The following is a 20,954-nucleotide window of genomic DNA, read 5'->3' as shown; positions in this document are numbered from 1 at the left end:
GGAGGACACCGGGGGCCCGGTTACCTGCGGGCTGCGGTGTCGGAGGGCAGTTCGGCGAAGCGGTCGCGGTACTCGCCGGCGAAGCGGCCGAGGTGCGTAACGCCCCATCGGTAGGCGATCGTGCCGATGGGGTCGGTGGAGGCGAGGATGTCCTCACGAATCCGGTCGAGCCGCAGGTTGCGGACGTAGGACATGGGCGAAAGGCCGAGCCGGCCGCGGAATGCGGAGCTGAGGGTCCGCGGGCTGCAGCCTGCGGCATCGGCGATGCCGCCGAGGCTGATGTGCTCGGCGAGGTTCGCTTCGATGAACGCGAGGGCTGCCCGCAAGGAGCGCGGGTAGCCGGGTTGCGGACCGTCGTGCAGCTCGCCGGTGTGCGAGTGCGGCTGGGCCAGGAGCAGGGCGGTGACGAGGCAACGCAGCTGGCTGCGCTGCAGCTCCGCGTGCTGGAACAGGGGGTCTCCCGAGTCCAGCTGTTCGAGGAGGGAACGGAACAGCAGCCGCACCGCCCGGCCCTTGGGCTTGGCCAGGTCGAGGGCGAAATCGAAGCGCACGGTGGACACCGGCGGATGCCCGGTCAGCGCGGCGAATGCCTGGTCGACCAGGACGGCGTCGATCCGCAGGCCCAGGAACCGCGCCTTCCGGCTGCGCAGGGGCCGCAGTTCCTGGGTGTCTCCGGGGTTGGCGATTCCCGCCGTCGCCTCGTCGAGGGTCGCCCTCAGGTCGCCGCACGATTCGCCGCGCGATGCCGAGATGGCACCGGAGACACCGATGTTGACGAAGTAGGAGCCGCGGTTACGGCACTCGGCCGAGACGACGCGCACATCGAGCGGCGAGACGAAGTAGCCCACCGCGAAGCCGTGTGCGGCGACGCCGCGCAGTTCGTGATCGCCGCCGCACAGCTCGTCCAGGGGCGATGCGGCGATCGAGCCGCCGAACAGGCGGGTGGCGGCGTTGAGCAGGTCGGCGGGGTTCCGAGATCTGGTGATGAGGTGGTTGCGCAGCGGCGTCGGCACGATGGTGGGGTCACGTCCCTAGGGGCCTGGGGCCTGGGGCCCATTGTCAGCCATGGCGGTCGGCGGGTTCCGTGGCGGGCGTACACATCGAGCTGCCGGGTGCGCAGACGCTCCACGGGGCTCTCCGCTCACATCACATCGGCGGGGCCCTGAACAGCCCCGGGTCGACGTCGTTGTGGGACTTGGCGGCGATGAACTCGTTCATCTCCTCGGCCGTGCCCCACTGATCCGCGTTGGCGGGTTCGCGCAGGTCGAAGATGTGAGGGTGCCAGGTGTCCTCGTCCAGGATCTCCAGCTCGGTGGTGTACTCGACGGTATTGCCGGCCGGGTCGAGGAAGTAGCTGAAGGAGTTGTCACCGGCCCGGTGCCGCCCCGGTCCCCACAGCCGCTCGATGCCCAGGCGCCGCATCCGGCCCGTGCCGCGCATGAACTCGTCGATTCCGCGCATCTCGAAGGAGGCGTGGTGGAAGGCCGCGTGCGGCCCGCGCACGATGCCGAAGCTGTGGTGAAAGGCGTTGCACCGCAGAAACCACATGATCTCGCCGCGGTCGCCCAGCCGCATCGTGTCCGAGAGACGGAACCCCAGGTGCTTGATGTACCAGGCAACCGTGGCCTCGGGGGTGGGAGAGTTCATCAGCACATGGGAGAGACGCACGGGGACCGATTCGCGGGCCGCGACCTTGCGGTGCCGGCGGGCGGAGACGTCGGCGGAGACCTCGACCACGCGGCCCTCGTTGTCGAAGAAGCGGACCGCGTAGCCGCCCCCGGGAGTGTCCAGCGATTTCGGCTCGTGGACCAACCGCACGCCCTGAGTGGTCAGTTGTGTGGCCAGGGTGTCGACGTCGTCGGCGCCGGCGGCACCGAAGGCGATGAGGTCGGTGCGCTTGCGGGCGTCCTCGCGCAACCGCAGCACGTACTGCTCCGGGGAGCCTTCGGCCGCCAGGAAGGAGACACCGGTGTCTCCGGCGGTCTCCGTCAGCCCCCACAGCTCGGTGTAGAACCGGCGCTGCTCGGCGAAGTTGGGCATGGCGATGTCGATGTGCCGCAGGTGGGTGATCAGACTGCTGTTGCTCATGGTGCACTCCCTTAAGCTGCACAGCTGCACAGCTGCACAGCTGCGCTGGTCAGCTCAGTCGTTCGGTCAGCCAGTCGAGGACGGTGGGCAGCACGGGGCCCTCGCCCATGTGGCCGCCGGGGAACATCCGGGCCGTCTTGGGGCCCCGTGCTCGAGGGCCAAACAGAAGTCGGCCGAGGCGTTCTGCTGGTCGTCCTTGCCGTTGACCAGAAGCAGCGGGTAGCACGGCATGGCCAGGACGCCCTGGTCGAGCAGGGACAGCCCGGGGCAGCAGTCGACGTAGTCCTCGAAGGTGCTGCTGCCGAAGATGCGGGCCCTGGCCGGCATCAGGTCCATCAGGTAGGACGAGGTGTCGCGGCTGCGCTCCTGCCATTCGGGCTGGAAAGTCAGGTGGCCGCCTCCTCCCCAGTTGACGGCGGCGGCCAGCTGTTCGCGGTGGGTGTGGGCGAGTTTCATCGCCCAGTAGCCGCCGAACGAGAGGCCCAGTGCCGCCACCCGGTCCGCGTGGCGCGGGCACCCGGCCGCAGTACTCCACGGCCTGGTCGTACGCGTGGAGCTTCGCCGGGTGCAGCGGGGAGGGATAGCGGCCCAGGAACGCGAACTGGTACGCCTGCCACCAGTTCTCCAGGGCCTCCTCGCGATCGCCGCTCTCCTCGGCCCGGCGCGCCCGGGTCGCGAAGTCTGTGCCTCGGGCAGGGTTCGTGTTCGGGAAGTTGTAGCGGGCATGTGTCTCTCCTTGTCCGTCGCACGAGCGGCAGGTCGGGGCCGCCCTTCGCGCCGGATGGTCACGCGGCCTCGGCCATGAGCGTTACGCGGGCTCGGCCATGAGCCGGTGGCAGGAATCGGCCAGCGGATACGCCTCGTGGTGACGCTGCGCCTGCTCCCGGCCGACGATCGCCACCGACGTCTCGACGAGCGTTCGGCACCGCTGCGTGCGCCGGCTGACGAACGCTCGGAGCCCCGCCCCGACGGAAACGTGCCGCCCGAGTTCCTGGGCCAGCACGAGCCCGTCCTCGACGGCCAGGGCAGCGCCACTGGCCATCTGTGGTGCGGGCGCATGCGCGGCGTCACCGATGACCACTCCGTTGCCGCGGTTCCAGGCGCCCTCCAGGAGCGCCGTAAAGACCGGGCGGCGCACCACCGATTCCGACTCGGACACCAGGGAGCGGATCTCCTGCACCCGGCCCGGGAAGGTCTCCAGCAGTTGCCGCAGGCGCGGGGCGAGTTCGGCATCGGGCAGGACGCTCTGTTCCACTGCGTTCTCCGTCAGGAACACGTACGCCTGCCTGTCCGAGAGGGGTACGAGGCCGGCCGTGTGGGCTTTCCCGGCGAACTGATGGATCCCGGTGGCCCACGGCCGGCGGGGCACCAGAGCCCGCCAGACCATCTGCCCGTGAAAGTCGAGCGAGGTCTCGAGCCCCAGCAGGCCCCGCGTCGACGAGCGGATCCCGTCCGCGCCCACCAGCAGCGCGACCCTGCGGACCGTCCCGTCCGACAACCGCACGCGGACCAGCTCCCCCTCCTGATCCACCGCGGCAACGGTCACTCCGTGGCGTACCGCTACGCCGCACCGCTCGGCTTCCGCGTGCAGGATGCGGTGCAGTACGGGGCGCGCGATACCGACCATCGCCGGCCGCCGCGCACCGATCAGGCGCGGTAACCGGACCTCGCCCGCGGGCTCGCCGTTCACGTCCACGTAGGTGATCGTGCTCATGCCGTAGCCCTCGGCCAGACATGCGCCCGAAAGCCCCAGCTCGTCCAGCGCGCGCAGCGAAGGACCGGTCAGGCACAACCCCCATCCGGAAGGTGCCTCCGGCGGCCCGATCTCGGCGATCTCAACCTGCCATCCGCTGCGTGCCAGGGCAGTGGCCGCTGTCAGACCAGCCACGCCCGCACCCACGATCACGGCCGTCCGCGCACCGCGATAGCTGTCCATGTACGCCTCCAGAACGCCGATTTCTTCGAAACCGTAAGGCGCGTCGGCGTTCTGCCTTATCCGAATCGGGCGGCGGCTATCCGTTGTCAGCAAGAGGTCATCCGAGAGGAACACCGGAGCCGAACCTGCACCAGCTCGTCGTCTGCACGGGCACCATGCCTCGACGGTGTCCAGGTTCAGTGGCGGGGCGGCAGCTCGGCGATGGTCACCGTCCGCTCGCCGATCAGGGCTACGGCCCGTGCGTGCCACCGCTTGGGCCCAGCCGTACAGCGCGGAGGCGTACAAGCCGACCGGGCCGGGCTCCTGGGTGATGGCGCCGGTCATAGTGACCAGATAGCCGGTCTGGCTGGCGGCGGGGACGGTGGTCAGCCGGACAGATGCCGACTGGTCTCGGGGGCCAGCAGCCTTCCCATCATGCTGGGCAAGTTCTTCCGAGTGCCGCTGTCCGTGGTTCAGCGCATGGAGCATGCGCTGAATGCCCCCACTCGCCGGCGCGCTGCCCAACCCCGCCCCGCGCCATGTGCGCTCCAAGTTCTGCCGGCTTCGGTGACTGGACGACCACGCCTGCCCGGCCAGCGTCCCCATATGGGCGAACCGCGTACAGGCGCTCGCAGGCCTGCCCAACAATGTGACACAGAAGGTTGCGGCTGACATCCGGCCCGCGGTGGTGGCTCAGCAGCATGTGGACTGCCAAGCCGTTCCCGGCCATCCTGCTGAGAGTGACCATGCGCCGGGGAGGGTGGAAGGAAGTCAGGGTGGTGTCTGCCATAGAGGACATCGGCCCCGTAGACACCCGCGCGGCTCAGAAGATGGCGGTCCGGCTGGCCGGCAGCACCGAGCAGGCAACGGCGACGTGGGCAGCGGCCGGCCTGCCGCCGGAGGGTTTCCTCGAGGCGCAAGGGCTGCGCGCCGTATTCGAAGATTCGGCCGGATAGCTGACGCCCTCGGTCACCTGGCAGTTGAACAGGTAGGTGCCCTTCTTCTCGCTGATGGTCACCTTCTATGGCAACAACCGGGTCGCCGACCGCGGCTTGGAGGTGATGTCGTCCCCTCGATGCGGATGCGCCGGAGCCGGCGCGGTAGGCGATCCAAGTGCTGGTGAAGGTAGGGAAGGCATTGAGGGTGTCGGCGCGATGGAAGTCCCGTTCCAGCGCTGCGTGCTGGTCGCCGTCAGCGGCTGTGACCTCGGCGGTATGGCAGCCTGATCCATTTGCTGTCCGATGACCGCTACCGACCACCCTGACTGGCCTCGCCCGGTTCCGGACAGGGGGCGACGGCGCACCCGCCCGGACTGATCCCAGTCGGCAAGGCGTACCGGTTCGCGCCAACCGCAGCCACCTGCGCAACACCACATCAAGGCGGCCATCATCAAACCAGATGACGAGCGGGCCAACTGCCTCCGGCGAGGCAGTAGCGAAGCGTGGTGTGGTCGGACCGCAGGCGACCGACCGTCAGTAGTGCTCACCTGCCGCCTATGACTCAGCCAGAGCCTGCTGGTAGAGATACTGGGCGTAGATGCCGAAATAAGGCGAGAGTACGGCGGCTTCGGTCTCGTGGCCGGGGACCGGACCGCTGATCACGCCGTTGACGGTGCCCTTCTGGGTGATGGCGTCGTAATCGGCGAGCCAGGGGCCGCCACTGGATGAGGGTTCGAATCTGCAGTCGATTCGTATCCTGCTGTCGAAGAGGAAGAGATACGCCTGGGTCTGCCCGAAACACTCGGCGGGCGTGTCGTTGAGCAGATAGGCCCAGACCGTCCGGGACGCCACGACGGGCTCCCCGAAGGCGATGGTGTTCTCGCCGGCGACGTCGCCGGCCTGCTGCCCGAGCGCGTTCGGCTTCAGGACAAGGAACCCGAAGTCGAACTCACCGTCGCCCTTCTCCTTCGCCGCATAGCCCTGATTGACCAGAGGCTGCCTGCCTTCGAACACCCCGAACGGGGGCGCCTGCCCCTTCCGATACCCCGGGATGAAGCTGAATCCTGTGTAGTACTTCCCCCCGAGTCCCGGGTGCAGGCAGTGGGCTGCCGTCACCACCAGGTTGTGCCCCGGGCTCGGCACCAGGGCAGCGGTGCACGCCTGGAGCTGCGGCGTGTGCATGTACAACCGGCCCATGCGCAGGTTGGGGCCGGGGTTGGCGGCGCCCTTCAGGGCAGCGACCGCTGTGGCGATGGTCGGGTCCTGTCCGGTCACCTTCACCGGACGGGCTGCGGGCAGGGTGCGGGCCGCTGGAGCCCCGGCCCCGACCGCCAAGGCGGCGCTCGGTACGTTTCCTCCGTCGGCCGCGGCTGCGGGAGTCGCCTGTAGCGCCCCGAAGAGCAGGGTCGCTGCGGCGAACGCTCTGACGAGTCGTCTCATGGCCGGAGTCTGGCTCCTCGCGCGCGGGATGAGAACGCCGATAGGCCCATCGGCAGGATTTCGCCATCCCCCCTCGAATCCACTGTGGGTGACGAGGACCTCTGGAATCGGCTCTGTCCGGAGTTCCGTGAACGATCTTGAGCTTGATGTAATACCAGAGTGATGCTGAGCGTCGGCAATCGTCGCGGTTCGGTGGTGGACAGGACGGGTGGAGAGATGGCGGCAGCAGCGCTTCGTCGTGTCGCGAAGGGCCGGCGCGATTGGACTGGGAGCTGATGCCCCTGGAAGGCGTCGGGCCGCTGGGTTTCGGCATGCGTATCACTGAGGTCGCCGCAGTGCTGCCAGGCATGACCGAGCTGCGTCGGTTCCAGGCTGACCCCTCGTTTCGGGAGACCCTCGGGGTGGAGTTCGGCACAGGGCGTGGGGAGCCTGCCGTCTACGCCTATTTCGTCGACGGCCGATTGTTCTGCATCGCAGTCGACGCGGTCCACGGACCCCAGGTGACGCTCTGGGGCCGGGAGTTGACCGCCTGCGTCCCAGCGGATCTAGGCTGTGTGTCGAAAGTGGATCTTGTGCTGTGGATGATCACGGTTCATGGGTCGGGGAGATCTCACGGACGAGCAGTGGGCGGTGCTGGAGCCGTTGTTGCCGAAGGGCTCGAAGGCGGGTCGGCCACCTGTCTGGCCTCGGCGGCGGTTGATCGATGGCATACGGTTTCGGGTCCGTACAGGGGTTCCGTGGCGGGACGTGCCCGTCGAGTACGGGCCGTGGGGCCGGGTCTACGACTTGTTCCGCCGGTGGCAGCGGAACGGCACCTGGCATCAGGTCTTCACCCGGCTGCAGTCCTTGGCCGACGCGAAGGGGAGGATCATGTGGGACCTGAGCGTCGACTCCACGGTCTGTCGTGCTCATCAGCATGCGGCTGGGGCCCGCAGGCAACAGGGTGACCTGCAGAAGGAACCGCCAGGCGGTGTGTTCACCGAACCCGAGGATCACGGACTGGGTCGCTCACGCGGCGGGTTCACCACCACGTTGCACCTGGCCGTCGAGCAGGGTCAGAAACCCATGTCGATCGTGATCACGGCCGGGCAGCGCGGCGACTCGCCGCAGTTCGAACCCGTGTTGGACAAGGTTCGCGTGCCCCGCATCGGTCCGGAACGGCCACGCGTCCACCCCAACCGCGTGCGGGCCGACAAGGCGTACGCCTCCCGCAGGAACCGCGGCTACCTGCGCCGCCGCGGGATTCGCTGCACCATCCCGGACAAGGCCGACCAGGCCCGCAACCGCCGAAGGCTCGGTTCCCGCGGCGGCCGGCCGCCGCGCTTCGACCCGGCCGACTACCGCGAGCGCCACGCGGTCGAGTGTGGGATCAACCGCCTCAAGAGGAACCGCGCTGTCGCCACGCGGTACGACAAGCTCGCTGTCCGCTACGAGGCGACAGTCCTGGTCGCGGCGATCAACGAGTGGCTGTAATCCTTCACTGAAAAGGCATCGGGGTCCACGGCAACGCCTCCCGCCATCATCTCAGACAGCAGGTCGTGCAGAACCTCCTCGGTCGGATCGTCCACGGTACGACCGCCCGCTTCAACTACACGCAGCACTGGCTTCAGCATGCACGCGACTGTACCGACCCATAGGACTCAACTGCCCAGCCGTCCACAACCTCCCGAGGCAGAACACCTAGGGCTCGGCGAGGCCCTGCGCGCCGCCCATCCTCCCAGAAGAGGAAGCTGCGATCTTTGCCCAGGCGGACGAGCTCAACGCCCACATCGCTCGGTTCCTCGAACACTACGGGTAGGCTCGTAGGTATGGGAATTGACTGGGAGAACATGCTCGGCGCAAGCGGTAACGGCCTCGACGATGCCTACGACAGCGCGGTCTCCGCGGTCATCTACAGCGATGACCCGGTGGAGGACCGTCGGCCACTCCCAGTCGGCGAAGAGCACGACGACACAGACGGCTTGCGCTGAACTGAGCACACGCACGAAACGCCCCGGCACGCCGCGGCGTTTCGCCGTCTCAGAGATCGTGTCAGGTCAGGGGTCAGTCAAGAGGCGGCCGAGCTCAACTCTGCGGCTCGATCGCCGCCTTCACCGAACTCGTCATCCCCGGCAACGGCACAGGTGACGGCCAGCACTACGGCACGGGGGTGCTGCCCGAGCACCGAGGTCACGGCCTCGGCCGATGGATGAAGGCCGAGTCGATCCGACAGGCCCACAGGGACTATCCGGACCTCGGTGGCCCCCTGACGTACACCGCCGACAGCAACGCGTACATGCGACGGGTCAACGACGGCCTCGGCTACACACCCACGCACACGACACACCAGTATCAGCTCGACCTTTAGCAGAGAGCGGACGGGCCGGACCGGGCATCACCCCGCCCGGCCTGTCCGTGCTTTCGATACACGCCCTAGAACGGTTCCTCTGGCACGCTGACGGGTGTGGGGTGCTCGAGATGTCCTACGGTCCGCGGGGGAACCCTGGAGTCAACGGGCTCGGTCTGGTGGTGCGGGTGCAGGAGGTTGCCAGTGTCGTGGTGACCCGGCCGGTCATGGTGGGCCGGACCTGGGCCGACCGGTGCACCGATGACTGGGAAGGCCCGATCCCGGAGTGCGAATGGGTGGGCCGTCTGTGGCCTCATCCAGGTGAAACGGGATCCTGGCCCCAGCCCGGCCACAAGACGCACTGGGGCGGCTGGCAACTGCCTTTCTAACCTGGCCCCTTCCTGCGGCGATCTTCCGGCGCATGCGACGTTCCCTGGAGCCCGACCTGCGGATTCACGGAACTCCGGGCAGAACCCCCAAGCATCCAGCCCGAGATAGCGTGCCCGCACGCATCCCGGTCTCCCATGACGGGCCATCCTGACCCGGCCGGGGCACCGTTCCGTGGCAATACGAAAGCTACCCAGCGGTTAGTCTGCGGTTGACGTCTGACTCGGCAGACCCTTCGGTCCGCTTCTCCAGGCGGCTGCCACGTGGCAGGGTGATGGACACGATGTCGCCAGGCGTGTCCAGTTCGATGCGGTGCCACCGTCCGCGCGGCACGATGACCGCATTTCCGGCCGCCAGCTTGATCTCCTCCTCTTCTCCTTCCGGCTGTTCCGGACGAAGGTAGAGGCGTATTCCGCCGGTGAGGCCGGAGACGAGTTCATCCGCGTGAGGATGGACTTCCCAGTGGTCGGCATGGACGTCGGCATCGGTCTCCACGTGGAAGGCCATCAGCTGCCAGCCGTCCCACTCGGGGTCGAACACTGGCTGCTCGGCGTGCACCTGACCGCCTTGGTGAAGGTGAATGAAGGACGCGAAGAGATCGATCGGGGTAACAGTCATGCCGAGATGTCCTTCCTGCGGTGGTCTTGCATCTGATGAGTTGTGGCATGGGGTGTCGGCCTGGTCGACCGCGGCTACCTCACTCGGCCGGCGCGTAGGTGATGCCTTCGTCGTGGTTCGGACAGAACTCCACGGTGGTGATGTAGGCGGGTAGCAGGCTGGGCAGGGCCGCGGCCCGAGCCGGGACGGCGTACCGCGAGGCCGAAGCGGAGCCCAGGTAGTGCCGCCCCCACCGCGGCGGCCTTGCCGCCGTTCATCCAGCGTCCTTGGTCAGCGAGCGTGCGGCAAGCCGGCTACGGGACGAATGCCGGGACCTATGAGGCATTCTTGGCCTGGGTGTTTACGTCACCGCACATCGCTTGCCGGTACAGCGTCTTCAGCGCGTCGTCGATGGGGTGGCGCTGCGGCTTCCCCGAGGAGTCCGGCTTGTTCCACCTCTGAAGGTTGACCGCGACGGACATCCGGCGCTTGCCGTCGGCCCGGGTCAGGGAGATGGTTCCGGCCCCCCACACCGTGCCGTCGTGACCCCAGAAGGTGCCGCAACCCTGAATGTCGACCTTGTGCAGACCGAGGCCGTATTCGATCATCGATCCGTCCAGGGCGACGACCGGAACCGTGCGCTGCATCTGCGCCAGCGACGACTGGTTGACGATCTCGCCGTCGAGCAGCTTGCCGTAGAAACGATTGAGATCCTCCATGGTCGATACGAGAGCGGCCCCCGTCCCCGTCCAGGACATGTTGTAGACGCTGTAGTCGCGCGGCGGGTCGTTCAGGCCCCACAGAGCCTCGTACATCCGCGAGTGCGGTCCCTCGATACGCGGCCCGGCCGGGAACTCGGTGTGCCGGAGCCCAGCACGCTTGATGACATTCCGGGTGATGTACTCCTCGGCCGTTGTACCGGTCACCTGCTCGAGGAGTTGACCGAGGAGCAGGTAATTGGTGTTGGAGTACACCCCCGGAGTGGCTCCGGGCTCGCCTGCGGGAGGCGCATTGACCCCCATCTCGATCAGCTCGGCCGGGCGGAACTGCCTAAACCGGTTGTCGTCCAGGCTCTTGGGCGACATGTCCTGCAGAGACGGGAACGCATAGCGGATGTAGTCGGGGAGGCCGCTGGTGTTGTTGAGCAGCATGCGCACCGTGATCTTTTTGCCGCGCTCCCCCGGCACCAGCTGCGGCAGGTAGCCGCCGATCGGTGCATCGAGCTGGATGCGCCCCTGCTCGACCTGCTGCATGACTGCGGCGGCGGTGAAGGTCTTGGTGACGCTGCCGATGCGCTGGCGCATGTCGGGCGTGACGGGACGGCCGGTCGTGACATCAGCGACCCCGGAGGCACCACGCCATGTCCGGCCGGCATCGCGTACCTCGGCGTACACCCCCGGCACGCCGGCGCGGTGGACACCGTCCATGGCGGCCTTGAGCTTTACGGGATCGAGGCCGGTTGCCGGGCTCGTGCCGGCGGCCGGCGCGGCCCTGGTCGCGTCGGGCGCGGGAGCTGCCGCCAGCGTGCCCGCACAGACACTCAGCGCGGCCACGCTTCCACATATCGCCAGTCGGATCTTCAAGACATCCGTCCTTTCGTAATCAATGAGTGCAACGGGGACTCTCCCCGTGTCTTTCGGTATCCACGGCTCACTTGGCCAGAGCACGGCGCAGGGCTGCGCCGAGTTCGGCGTTCTGCCGCTGTGAGACCTCGGCGGACAGGAGCGCCTGCGAACCGTGGAAGGTGCCGGGCCACTGGTGGAGTTCGACCGACACGCCCGCCTGCATCAGGCGCAGCGCGTAGGCGATGCCCTCGTCACGGTTCGGGCAGAACTCGGCGGTGGCGATGGTAGGCCGGTGGCAGGCCGGAGAGATCTGCGGCCCGAGCCGGGGCGGCGTACGGTGTGGCGGGCTGGGACCACGCGGCGGCGAGCTTGTCGCGGTTGAACCAGGGCGTGTCGGTGAAGTTCCGCGCCGACCACGTCTCCTGCCGGTCGTCCAGTCCCGGCTGGTTGAGCAGTTGGAAGTGGATCGCCGGTCCCTGCTCGTCGCGCGCCCGCAGGGCCGCCGCGGCCGCGATGTTCGCGCCGGCGCTGTGTCCTCCGACCGCGATCCGCGCCGGGTCGATGCCGAGTTCACCCGCGTGCTCGGCCGTCCAGGTCAGTACGGCATAGGCGTCGTCGAGGGCGGCCGGGAAACGGTGTTCGGGCGCCAGGCGGTAGCCCACCGAGATCACCGTCGCTCCGGAAAGGTCCGCGATCCGGGCGGCCCAGGGATGCTCGGTGTCCAGGTCACCGAGACTCCGCCGCCGCCGTGCAGCCAGACGATGGCGCCTTGCGCCTGGTGCGGGCGGTAGACCCGCACCGCCACGTCCAGGTCGGCAGGCACCGTGCGGTCCTCGACCTCCATGTTCGAGGTGTCGGGCGGCGGCGCCGCGGCGGCACGCTCGGAGAAGTTCTTGCGCGAGGTGACCGGGTCGTTCATGTCGAGTTGCGGAAGAAACGGGATGAATGCTTCGAGCTCGGGATCCATGACGACCATCCTCACGGTCGTCACCCGGTGGGTCACCCGCCGTCCGTCGCGCATCCCACCGCGATCACGCACCGATCGGCGCATCCCCGTCCGTTGTTCGCCCCGGATCGAGGAACCCGAGCTGCGGGTCGCCGGGGCGAGGCCGGCGTAGGCGGCGAGGACCTGAGCCGCTTCTTCAACAGCTCATCGTTCGACCCTGGGATGTTTCCGATCCCGCTTCTGAGTGGCTTGAGCGCTTTAGGCTGGAAGGGTGCCCGAGGGCGCCGGGCGGGCTGAGGAGAGAACTGTCGGGCTTGTCGGTGAACCGGCTTCGGACGGAGCCCAGCCTGATGCGATGTTCTGCTCGTCGGCGTGTCGGGGCAGGAAGTGGCAGCTGGACCGGCGGTTGCGTAGGGGGGCGATATGGGAGCGGCATTTATGGCTGCCGTTGCGGGAGTTGTTGGTATCGCGTTGGGTAGGCTTTGGGACCGCTGGTCCGAAGCTTCTCGATGGCACCGTGGCCAAAAAATCGCCAGTTACCAGCGCCTTGCCGAAACATTTATCTTGCTCTATGAGCATATTCGGTCTATTGCCCTGGCAGAGTCTGGTTCAGATTCGATAATTGAAGCGATCGACCGGTGTCGTAGCGATAAAGTTCGGGACAATGCGCTCGTTGCGGTCTGGCTTCATGGCTCGACTCCTGTTGTCACCTCCGCGGCCTTGATAGATCGTGCGGTGACTGATCTTTGTCGCCTCGCTGTCGGCAGTCACGGAGGATCTTGCAGTTCTTCATGTGGGCGAAGGCGTGCTCGACGCGGGCACGGACCCTGCGGTGCGCGGCATTGCCTTCCTTCTCGACCACCAAGAGGGGCCGACACCTTGACCTCGTCCGCGAGGCATGAGCTCGCGCCTCGCGTGTGCGCGCCCCAGCCCCCGATCACGGGCCGGGGGTCGACGAGGAGTGGCTGGAGCCAGTGGGCCAGGCCTACCGCGACCGGCCGCCGGTCAAGCTTCCTGCAGGTGCTCTCCGATCCGGAGCAGGGATGGGTGGTGCTGCTGGGCGATCCCGGAGTCGGCCGTGCACACCTGCGCAGACGCCTCAACGACGCCGCGGCTTCCTCCCGGCCTGTACGCGAACTCGCCGGAAACCCCATCCTGCTCACCATCCTGTCGATCACCGGACGACGGCAGGAGCTGCCCCGCCACCCGGCGGGGCGTGTACGGGCACGCCGTGGACCCGCTGGTGTCCGGCTGGGACGACGCATCCAAGCAGCTGAAGGGTCCGGAACAGCCAGCTGTACTGCGCAGGCTGAAAAGGCCGACCGCTGCGAACTGCTGCGGTTGCTGGCCCTGTGCATGCAGGAGGCCTGACTGGCCCCCCTCAGCGGAACGAAATCAGCAACGCCGTCGCGTGCGCTCTGGGGCACCGAAATCGACGAGCCGGGGCGGTTCGGGCTGCCATTCACGCCCTGCACAGCTTGCAGGCGTTAGCGAAACGTGAGCCGAACGTGAGCAGAGGCAGCCAGCATGGCTCGGGTCGCCGCAGGCCGGCTGGTACTGCGGCGCCACGTGATCGAACCCGCAATTCTGGAATGGAGAAATCATGAAGATGGTCAAGGCGTTCATGAAGCGGTTCAAGAAGGACGAGGACCTCGCCAACCACGCGTGGGTGCTGCACGTCATCTGACGCATCGGCGTCGGCGGAGGAGGCGGTCATGCCGCTGCCTCCGCCGACGCCGCAGAGTACTCCTGGCTGCCGCGGTCCGCGGCGGCCACGACCGTGTCGGATTCCGCCGCAGGCCGGACCGCGGCGTGGAGTGGCGGTCCCGCCCGCTCCTTGCCCGGAGTTCTCCTCCTGCCGCGGGGAACGCATTTCATCGCCATTCCAATGGAGGCGGGATTCTCGTGGAAGAAATGGTGCCGGCAGTGGTGCGCGACCATTCTGTCGTGTACGCCCCGCGGATGCAGGACCTGCTTGGCAGGGAAGAGAAAGTATTCCGGATCGACGCGACCACGGTCGGCGTCTCCGACTGCCACCTGATGGCCGAAATCGTCGCGGGGCGCCCTGTGCTGGCGACGGAGCGCTCGGTCTACAAGCCCGCTGCAGGAGCCGACATCCCCCACGACAGCGCGACACGGACGATCCGCGCGCTGGGGCAGGACGTCATGGCGGGCGTCCGGACTCCGCCGCCCCCGGCACGCGCGCTGTCGGGCGCCTGGCCCTACGCGGCCACCTCCTACCTGCGCCGGTGGCTCTTCGCGTCCGACCCCCTGCCGGTCTCCCTGTTGTCGAAACGCGGCGTCACACGCTCCGACACGGTCTCCCGGATCGTCGACCGCGCCGTCACGCTCTGGCCGGGATCCGACGCCGAGGGCAAGTGCACCGCGCTGGCCGAGCAGATACGCGGCGCTTCCGGCACCCGGGACAGGAAGCAGGCCATCGCGCTGTACCGGCGAGCGACAGCCACCCTCTGCGACGGCGTGGCCGCACTGGCCGGCAACGCCCTGTGGCTCATGGGGCCGGCACGGGAACAAGAAGGAGCCCGCGACGACCTCACCGCGGTCCTGTGGGAGACGCTGCGACTGCTCCCACCCGCATGGATGCTGTTCCGCAAGGGCGGAGAGGCGTATACCGGACTGCACCCCGAAATCCGTCCCACGGACAACGTCGCGCTCTTCCCGCTGCTGATGCACCGTCACCCGGATTACTGGTCCGACCCCCTGGAGTTCCGACCCGAGCGGTGGGCCGGGGTGGCGGACCCGGAGAAGACGCCCGCGTTCATGCCGTTCGGGTTCGACGGTGCCCGCTGCTGGGCCAAACACCTGGTCGTGCCCCTGGCCGAGAGCCTGCTGACCGTCGCCTTCGACAACGGACTCGTCATCCGCAGCCCGCGGCAGGAGGCGCACGTCCCCCTGCGCTCCCTGCTCTCCGTACGGTTCGACGCGGAAGCCGCAGCGTGACCTGGCGCAGCGCCCTTGCGCCGCCCGCCCTTCCCGGCGACCCGGACAAGGACAAGGACAGTGTGACCACCACGCGGAAACCTCCCGCCCCGGAACCCGCCACCCACGCCCGTCCCGGACAGTCGCCGCCGGCTGCGAGCACCGGACACCGAACACCCTGACACCACGGGAAACACCATGGAATCGCCCACGCTGGCCGCCTGGGTCGGCGACGTCCAGAGCTTCACCGGCCACCAGTGGCAGCGCCGGCCTGCGCTCTTCACGCCGGAGACACTCGCCTCGCCGTTCGACCTCGCCGAGTTGGACACCGCCTTCGACGGAGGGCTGCTGCGCACCCCCTACCTGGAGATGGTCCGCTCCGACAAGGTCGTCGTCCCGGCCGATGCCTACACCACATCACGCGTGGTCAACGGCACAACGCACCACGGCTTCGCCGATCGCGCGAAAGTCGTCGCACTCCTGCGCGCCGGGGCGACGCTGCTCCTGCGATGCGTCGACCAGTGGCACCGCCCGACGGGCGAGCTGGTGGCGCGGTTGTCCGAGGAGCTCGGCCGGCGCGTAGAGGCGTTCTTCTTCGTCACACCCGCCGGCGGTCAGGGCCTCGCGGTGCACCGTGACGACGCCGACGTGTTCGTCCTCCAGGTGGCCGGACGCAAGACCTGGTACGTCCACGACGCACCGACGGTGGCGGACTGGTCGCTGGGAGAGCTCCCGGAGAACGAGCACTCCCCGCTACTCCTGCACAGCGTCCTAGAGTCCGGCAGCGTGCTCTACGTGCCGCGCGGCTTCGCGCACCGCGCGGTGGGCGCCGCCGGACTGTCCGCCCACCTGTCGCTGACGATCCGCGACATCTCCCTGCAGGACCTGCGCACGGCCCTGGAGCAGCGGCTGTCCGAAGGTCTGGACCTCCCGGCGCGCCCGCTGGGCGAGGCCGCGATCGCCGACGCCTGCGCCACGCTGCTCAGCCACGTCCGGGCGAAGCTCGACACGATCGAACCGGAGGACCTGCGGCTCGCCGCACGAGCCGCGCAGGCGCGGCAACCGTTCGCGACGACGAGGGCGGAGACGTTCACCGAGACGGCCCAAAACTGGGGGGCCGGTGGATCCGGCGCCAGGCGCGCCGGGCCGGCGTCCGTCCGTCGCACGTGGCGCAAGCTGCGCGACGCGGCACGCACGGCACGCTGACGCACAGCCACACCGTTTCCGGCTGCGGCTGGAGCCGCTGATCGGGATTCCCGCCGACGCACGGTCACGGACGGGCCGTGAGCCGCCCCAGCGCCGTGTCGTACCGTGCCCGGAACCCCTCGTCCGCCGATACCCGCAGCAGCGCACCGAGTGCCCGTACCGCGCCGTCCTCGTAGCCGGAGGACTCCGCCTCCCGGGCCGCCAGGTCGAGCTGCCGGATGCCCTCGGCCTCGTCCCCGAGCCCTATCAGGGCCTCTCCCCTCACGATGAGCAGCAGTATCCGGGGCACGTCGGCCGTGGCCGATCGCTCGTCAAAGGCGAGGGCCTCGGTCGCCGTGTCGAGGGCCGGGCGCCATTCCCCGGCGTCGACCTGATGCCGGGCGAGGTGCTGCAGGGCCAGTCGCTCGCTGGTCCGGTCGCCGGCCTTGCGCGCCAGCTCCACCGCCCGCTCGCACACCTGCGCAGCCTCGTCCGGGCCACCGAGCGCCGCTTGCGCCATGGCCAGGACGATCAGCGCGTTCGCCTCGGCGACCAGGTCGCCCGCCCGGGAGGCGAGCGCGGAGGCGGCGCCCAGGTGAGTCAGCGCATCCTCGATGCGCCCCTCCTCGATCAGCACCCAGCCGAGCACGTTCAGCACCCGCGACTCGCCGTACTGGTCGGCGTCGGCCCGGGCCGCCTCGAGCGCGGTCTCCAGAAGCGGGACCCAGCCGTCCCGCACGCGCCACACCATCAGCGGCCACAGCGTCAGGACGATCCGCCAGGTCCTGCCGTGCAGTCCGGCGGCACGCGCCGCGGCCGCCGCCAACGTGAGGTCGTCCCTCTCGGCCGCGTACCAGGCCACGGCGGCGGACCGGTCGCCGAACTCCCGCACGGCGGCGGGTGGCAGGAAATCCGCCGGCAGCGGGAAGCACTCCTCGTTGCCGGGCTCGGCCGCCGCCACAGCCGCGAGGGCGGTGGCGATGTAGTGGTCCAGCACGCGCTTGAGCGCATCAGGCCCGGAGTCCAGGCCACGCGCGTAGAGCCGTACGAGGTCGTGCAGCGTCCAGCGGCCGGGCGTCGTCTCCGTGACGAGGTGCGCGACGGCCAGCCGCTCCAGGGCGGTCTCGGCGGCTGCCGGGTCCGTGCCCGCCAGGGCCGCCGCCGCGTACCGGTCGACGTGCGTGCCGGGGTGGCGGCCGAGATGGGCGAACTGATGGGAGACATGCCAGGGCAGCTGTTGCAGCGTCAGGCGCAGCGCCGCCCGCACGCCGGTGTCCTCCACGTCCAGCAGGCTCAGTCGGCGCGTCTCGTCGGACAGCTCGGCGGTCATCGCGCCCAGCGACCAGCCGCGGCGCTGCGCCAGCCTGGCGGCGGCCACCCGGAGCGCGAGCGGCAGCCCGTCGCACAGCTCGGCCAGTCGTCGCGCGGCCACCGGCTCCGCGTGCACCCGTTCCTCGCCGAGCACCCCGGCGAGGAGCGCCGTGCCGTCCTCCGGGGTGAGTACGTCCACGGGAACGGGCCGGGCGGCGTCGGTGACGATCAGCCCCGGCAGCCGGTGCCTGCTGGTGACGACGGTGACGCAGTGGGGACCGCCCGGCAGGAGCGGCCTGACCTGCTCGGAGTCACGTGCGTTGTCCAGTACGACGAGGAGCTGGCGGTCGGCGGCGAGCGACCGGAACAGCGCGGCCGCGCTGTTCGCCGACTCCGGTATCCGGCGCTGCGCGACACCGAGCGCCAGCAGGAACTCGCGCAGCACCTCGATGAGGGCCGGCTCGCCCGTGTCGCCGAAGCCGCGCAGGTCGGCGTAGAGCCGCCCGTCGGGGAAACCGGCACGGCCGTGGTGTGCCCACTGCAGCACGAGCGCCGTCTTCCCGACCCCGGCAGGCCCGGTGACCAGACAGACGGGCCCCTCGCCCGCGGCGGCCCGGGACAGGGCGGCGAGCTCTGCCGCCCGCCCGTGGAAGCCACGTGGCGCGCGCGGGAGCAGGTCGGCCGCGCCGGAGTGGAAGATGGTCGGTGTTACGGGCGGGAGAGGCGCGGCGTCCACCGTGGCGGCACGGGACGGAGCCGCTGCCTCCGTCGCCGCGTCGTCCGCTTCCTCGCGCAGGGCCATCGCGTAGGCGTCCGCCAGCTCGTGGCCCGGGCCGATCCCCAGTTCGTCGGCGAGCAGACGCCGGGTGCGGTGGAACCAGTCGACCGCCTCCGACCGGCGGCCCGCCCTGTGAAGCGCCGTCACGAGGGCGGCGGACAGCGATTCGCGCAGCGGGTGGGCAACCGCCTCGGCGCGCAGGACAGCGGCGGCCCGGGCATGCTCGCCCAACTGCACGTAGCCCGCCGCCAGCTGCTCCACCGAGGCCAGCCGGAGCTCCTCCATCGCCTGCGCGGCGGCCTGCAGCGGTGGGCTCGGACAGACGCCGGCCAGCGCGGGCCCCCGCCACAGCGACAACGCCTCCTGGTACATCGTCACAGCCGCGGCCGGGCCGCGCTGATCACGAGCCTGAGCCACCAGATCCTCGAAGCGGTGCGCGTCCAGCAGCGCTTTCGGCATGCGCAGGACATACGCCGTGCCCTGGGTGATCAACTCGACCCCGTATGCCCCGGCGTCGGCACTGACCAGCAAGGTCCGCAGCTGCGACACATGGCCCTGGATGACACCGCGGGCGCGCGCCGGTGGCTCCTGTTCCCACAGAGCGGCCGTCAGCTGATCGACCATCACCGGGTAATTGGGGCGCAACAGCAGGGCGGCCAGCAGACTGCGCCGTTTGACAGGACCGAGCGGCAGACCGCCGGCCTCGGTGACGACTGACACCGCTCCGAGCAACCGGAATTCCATCTGCCCAATGCCTCCCAGCAAAAGAATTCAGGATAACGGCATGGCTCCGGATCCCGGCCTCGAGAACCTGCCGACCAGCGGATGGCAACGACAACAGCACAGGTTCGAGGTTCGGCCGGGAGTGGGCGGGGGCCGAGTGCGACTGCGCGGGAGCTGCTGAAATTCAGCACGCCCGGGGATCCGGCGCAGCCACCTGGTTCGTGACGCTGCGGGTGATCGATCCGAAGAACAGCGTCCGGCGGCGTGGTCCGCCCGGCAAGGAGCGTCACGCTGCCTGGCGCTGGAGCCTTTCGGGTACAGGCAGCCGACGTCGGTCGCCCTGGGCGCGGTCGGCTGCGTCCTGCTGTCCGCGCTGGGGGGCGTGGTGTTCGGCCACAGAGCCTCCGCAAAAACCCGTTGGCGGAACCACGGCAGCCACTGCTACGTTTCCGGAGGCCGTGCGAGAGAGCGAGGAGGTGGTACCCGTGAACGTATCGACATGGGTGCTCCCCTCCGGGGTCACGGTCGGGCGATAGGTCGTCCGGGAGCGCCGTTCAATGGCACTCCCGAAAGGCACGACCATGCAATTCACTTCTGAACGGCGTCTCGACAACGCTGTCCTCGAGCGCGAATTCACCCTCGGCGAGATCCCCGGCATCCTATGGACGCCCGGATCCGCATCCGCACCGGCGCCGCTGATCCTGCTCAGCCCCCCTCCTCTCGGGCTGCGCAAGACGTACCCCCGACTGGTGGCCCGCGCCCGGCACTCCGCGGCGGACGGCTTCGCCACGGCCACCATCGAGCTCCCCGGGAGCGGCGACCGGCCCCGTTGGCCCGCCGCCGAACAGGCCCGCGCCGACCTGCGCCGGGCCATGGAGGCCGGCGAGCCGGTCAGCGACGAGATCATCGACGCCCTCATCCTCCCCCTGGTCGACAAGGCGGTCCCGGAATGGCAGGCCGCCCTGGACGCCCTCTTGTCGCTGCCCGAGATCGGCGGCCCGGTCGGGTACTCGGGGGGAGTGATCTCCATCGGGACCCGGCTGGCGGTGGTCGAGCCGCGCATCTCGGCCGCTGTTCTGTTCGCCGGGAGTTTCGTCCCTCGCGCCATGTTCGAGGAGGCCCGCCAGGTCACCATTCCTCTGCACGTCCTGCTGCAGTGGGACGACGAAGGGAACGACCGGCAGGCGGCCCTGGACCTGTTCGACGCCTTCGGCTCCAAGGAGAAAACGCTGCACGCCAATATGGGCGGGCACATCGGAGTCCCGCAGTTCGCGGGGGACGCCGCGGCCCAGTTCTTCACCCGACACCTGAAGTGACGCCGGGCCCTCAGGCCACCAGCAGACGGTAGCCGTGTTGGCCAGGATGCTGCTCGTCCAGGGACAGGTCCCTGCCGCCTCCTGGCAGTACCGAATCCATCTGGAGAACCACGAGTACACCACCTGGCCGAGCCAGCCCACGCGCCCGGCGCCTCCGAGCGACTGCCCGGACGACGGACCGCTCTGGTCAGCCTCTCAGTGAGGGGTTGCGCCCGGCCGGCCCGTCGAGCGGGTCCTGCCCGTCGCAGGGCACATGCCGTCTGGAGGACCGGGCGTCGAAAGCGAGGTACTCAGTCGTGCCGGGGCCGGTCCTGGCCGTCCGTATCACCTCGAGGTCCGCCTTGCCGGGCACCGCGCACTCTTTTCCGGGCCGGGGCCCAAGCCTTGGTGTGCTTGGGCCCCGGAGGTGGCGATCGGTAGTGCCTGCAGCGGCCAGCCGGTCAGGTGGTCTCGGGCTCCCAGTACTGGGACTGGTCGGCGTTGTTGAAGCGGGGGGCGT

20 protein-coding genes and 2 pseudogenes are annotated in these 20,954 nt (G+C 69.2%); 9 read left to right on the top strand and 13 right to left on the bottom strand.

The features are described 5' to 3' along the window. Window positions 1-20: 20 nt before the first annotated feature. From AB0G59_RS06150 to AB0G59_RS06135, 4 genes are all read right to left on the bottom strand, one after another. A complete protein-coding gene (locus AB0G59_RS06150; RefSeq protein ID WP_360908507.1) occupies window positions 21-1,013 on the bottom strand; it encodes an AraC family transcriptional regulator in 993 nt (330 codons plus the stop codon). 133 nt (window positions 1,014-1,146) lie between these two features. Then, window positions 1,147-2,088: a VOC family protein gene (locus tag AB0G59_RS06145; protein WP_360908505.1), complete on the bottom strand. Its 942-nt coding sequence runs from the start codon at window positions 2,086-2,088 to the stop codon at window positions 1,147-1,149. A 66-nt stretch (window positions 2,089-2,154) separates the two neighbouring features. After that, a complete protein-coding gene (locus tag AB0G59_RS06140; protein ID WP_360908503.1) occupies window positions 2,155-2,583 on the bottom strand; it encodes a hypothetical protein in 429 nt (142 codons plus the stop codon). 313 nt (window positions 2,584-2,896) lie between these two features. Further along, entirely contained in the window at window positions 2,897-4,138 is a 1,242-nt protein-coding gene (locus AB0G59_RS06135) for an FAD-dependent monooxygenase (RefSeq protein WP_360908501.1), read from the bottom strand. A gap of 566 nt (window positions 4,139-4,704) precedes the next feature. Here AB0G59_RS06135 and AB0G59_RS06130 point away from each other — a divergent pair. Together AB0G59_RS06130 and AB0G59_RS06125 are read left to right on the top strand one after the other, a co-directional pair. Beyond that, window positions 4,705-4,959 (top strand): hypothetical protein, encoded by a 255-nt coding sequence (locus AB0G59_RS06130; protein WP_360908499.1) that lies wholly within the window; start codon window positions 4,705-4,707, stop codon window positions 4,957-4,959. Window positions 4,960-4,995: 36 nt separating this feature from the next. After that, window positions 4,996-5,229, top strand: coding sequence for a hypothetical protein (locus AB0G59_RS06125; RefSeq protein WP_360908497.1), 234 nt, complete (start codon window positions 4,996-4,998; stop codon window positions 5,227-5,229). Window positions 5,230-5,496: 267 nt separating this feature from the next. On the opposite strand, the gene AB0G59_RS06120 is transcribed toward AB0G59_RS06125, so the two are convergent. Further along, window positions 5,497-6,381: a hypothetical protein gene (locus AB0G59_RS06120; protein WP_360908496.1), complete on the bottom strand. Its 885-nt coding sequence runs from the start codon at window positions 6,379-6,381 to the stop codon at window positions 5,497-5,499. A gap of 594 nt (window positions 6,382-6,975) precedes the next feature. On the opposite strand from AB0G59_RS06120, the gene AB0G59_RS06115 reads away from it, so the two are divergent. Further along, on the top strand, window positions 6,976-7,854 hold the full coding sequence (locus AB0G59_RS06115) for an IS5 family transposase (RefSeq protein WP_360908494.1): 879 nt from the start codon (window positions 6,976-6,978) through the stop codon (window positions 7,852-7,854). On the opposite strand, the gene AB0G59_RS06110 is transcribed toward AB0G59_RS06115, so the two are convergent. Continuing rightward, window positions 7,809-7,994: a hypothetical protein gene (locus AB0G59_RS06110; protein ID WP_144440679.1), complete on the bottom strand. Its 186-nt coding sequence runs from the start codon at window positions 7,992-7,994 to the stop codon at window positions 7,809-7,811. The genes AB0G59_RS06115 and AB0G59_RS06110 overlap by 46 nt on opposite strands. 195 nt (window positions 7,995-8,189) lie before the next feature. On the opposite strand from AB0G59_RS06110, the gene AB0G59_RS06105 reads away from it, so the two are divergent. Both AB0G59_RS06105 and AB0G59_RS06100 read left to right on the top strand, forming a co-directional pair. After that, window positions 8,190-8,351 (top strand): hypothetical protein, encoded by a 162-nt coding sequence (locus tag AB0G59_RS06105; RefSeq protein ID WP_173864715.1) that lies wholly within the window; start codon window positions 8,190-8,192, stop codon window positions 8,349-8,351. A 104-nt stretch (window positions 8,352-8,455) separates the two neighbouring features. Further along, window positions 8,456-8,728, top strand: a pseudogene (locus tag AB0G59_RS06100) (GNAT family N-acetyltransferase); the annotation flags it as partial. Between the two features lie 555 nt (window positions 8,729-9,283). Here the strand turns inward: AB0G59_RS06100 and AB0G59_RS06095 are convergent. The 6 genes and pseudogenes from AB0G59_RS06095 to AB0G59_RS06070 all read right to left on the bottom strand — a co-directional run. Next, entirely contained in the window at window positions 9,284-9,712 is a 429-nt protein-coding gene (locus AB0G59_RS06095; protein WP_360908491.1) for a cupin, read from the bottom strand. Window positions 9,713-10,026: 314 nt separating this feature from the next. Further along, entirely contained in the window at window positions 10,027-11,118 is a 1,092-nt protein-coding gene (locus tag AB0G59_RS06090; protein WP_360908652.1) for a serine hydrolase domain-containing protein, read from the bottom strand. 223 nt (window positions 11,119-11,341) lie between these two features. Next, window positions 11,342-11,467 (bottom strand): hypothetical protein, encoded by a 126-nt coding sequence (locus AB0G59_RS06085; RefSeq protein WP_360908662.1) that lies wholly within the window; start codon window positions 11,465-11,467, stop codon window positions 11,342-11,344. Between the two features lie 40 nt (window positions 11,468-11,507). Further along, window positions 11,508-11,951 carry an alpha/beta hydrolase fold domain-containing protein gene (locus AB0G59_RS06080; RefSeq protein ID WP_360908650.1) on the bottom strand — a complete coding sequence of 148 codons (444 nt, stop codon included), beginning with the start codon at window positions 11,949-11,951 and terminating at the stop codon, window positions 11,508-11,510. Further along, window positions 11,924-12,223 (bottom strand): hypothetical protein, encoded by a 300-nt coding sequence (locus tag AB0G59_RS06075; RefSeq protein ID WP_360908489.1) that lies wholly within the window; start codon window positions 12,221-12,223, stop codon window positions 11,924-11,926. The genes AB0G59_RS06080 and AB0G59_RS06075 overlap by 28 nt, the downstream gene beginning before the upstream one ends. An 87-nt stretch (window positions 12,224-12,310) precedes the next feature. Then, window positions 12,311-12,379, bottom strand: a pseudogene (locus AB0G59_RS06070) (hypothetical protein); the annotation flags it as partial. 843 nt (window positions 12,380-13,222) lie between these two features. On the opposite strand from AB0G59_RS06070, the gene AB0G59_RS06065 reads away from it, so the two are divergent. The 3 genes from AB0G59_RS06065 (at window position 13,223) to AB0G59_RS06055 (ending at window position 16,348) form a co-directional block, all read left to right on the top strand. Next, a complete protein-coding gene (locus AB0G59_RS06065) occupies window positions 13,223-13,573 on the top strand; it encodes a hypothetical protein (RefSeq protein WP_360908487.1) in 351 nt (116 codons plus the stop codon). Between the two features lie 591 nt (window positions 13,574-14,164). Continuing rightward, a complete protein-coding gene (locus AB0G59_RS06060; RefSeq protein WP_360908485.1) occupies window positions 14,165-15,163 on the top strand; it encodes a cytochrome P450 in 999 nt (332 codons plus the stop codon). A 177-nt stretch (window positions 15,164-15,340) separates the two neighbouring features. Then, window positions 15,341-16,348 carry a cupin domain-containing protein gene (locus AB0G59_RS06055; protein WP_360908483.1) on the top strand — a complete coding sequence of 336 codons (1,008 nt, stop codon included), beginning with the start codon at window positions 15,341-15,343 and terminating at the stop codon, window positions 16,346-16,348. Between the two features lie 64 nt (window positions 16,349-16,412). On the opposite strand, the gene AB0G59_RS06050 is transcribed toward AB0G59_RS06055, so the two are convergent. After that, window positions 16,413-19,160: a BTAD domain-containing putative transcriptional regulator gene (locus AB0G59_RS06050; RefSeq protein ID WP_360908481.1), complete on the bottom strand. Its 2,748-nt coding sequence runs from the start codon at window positions 19,158-19,160 to the stop codon at window positions 16,413-16,415. A gap of 560 nt (window positions 19,161-19,720) precedes the next feature. On the opposite strand from AB0G59_RS06050, the gene AB0G59_RS06045 reads away from it, so the two are divergent. Next, entirely contained in the window at window positions 19,721-20,455 is a 735-nt protein-coding gene (locus AB0G59_RS06045) for an alpha/beta hydrolase (protein ID WP_360908479.1), read from the top strand. Window positions 20,456-20,954: the final 499 nt, after the last annotated feature.

Origin of the sequence: Streptomyces sp. NPDC021096 (assembly GCF_040641275.1) — a bacterium.
GTDB lineage: Bacteria > Actinomycetota > Actinomycetes > Streptomycetales > Streptomycetaceae > Streptomyces.
Note: the sequence above shows the minus strand (reverse complement) of the source record. Positions and strands in the feature narration are given on the sequence as shown.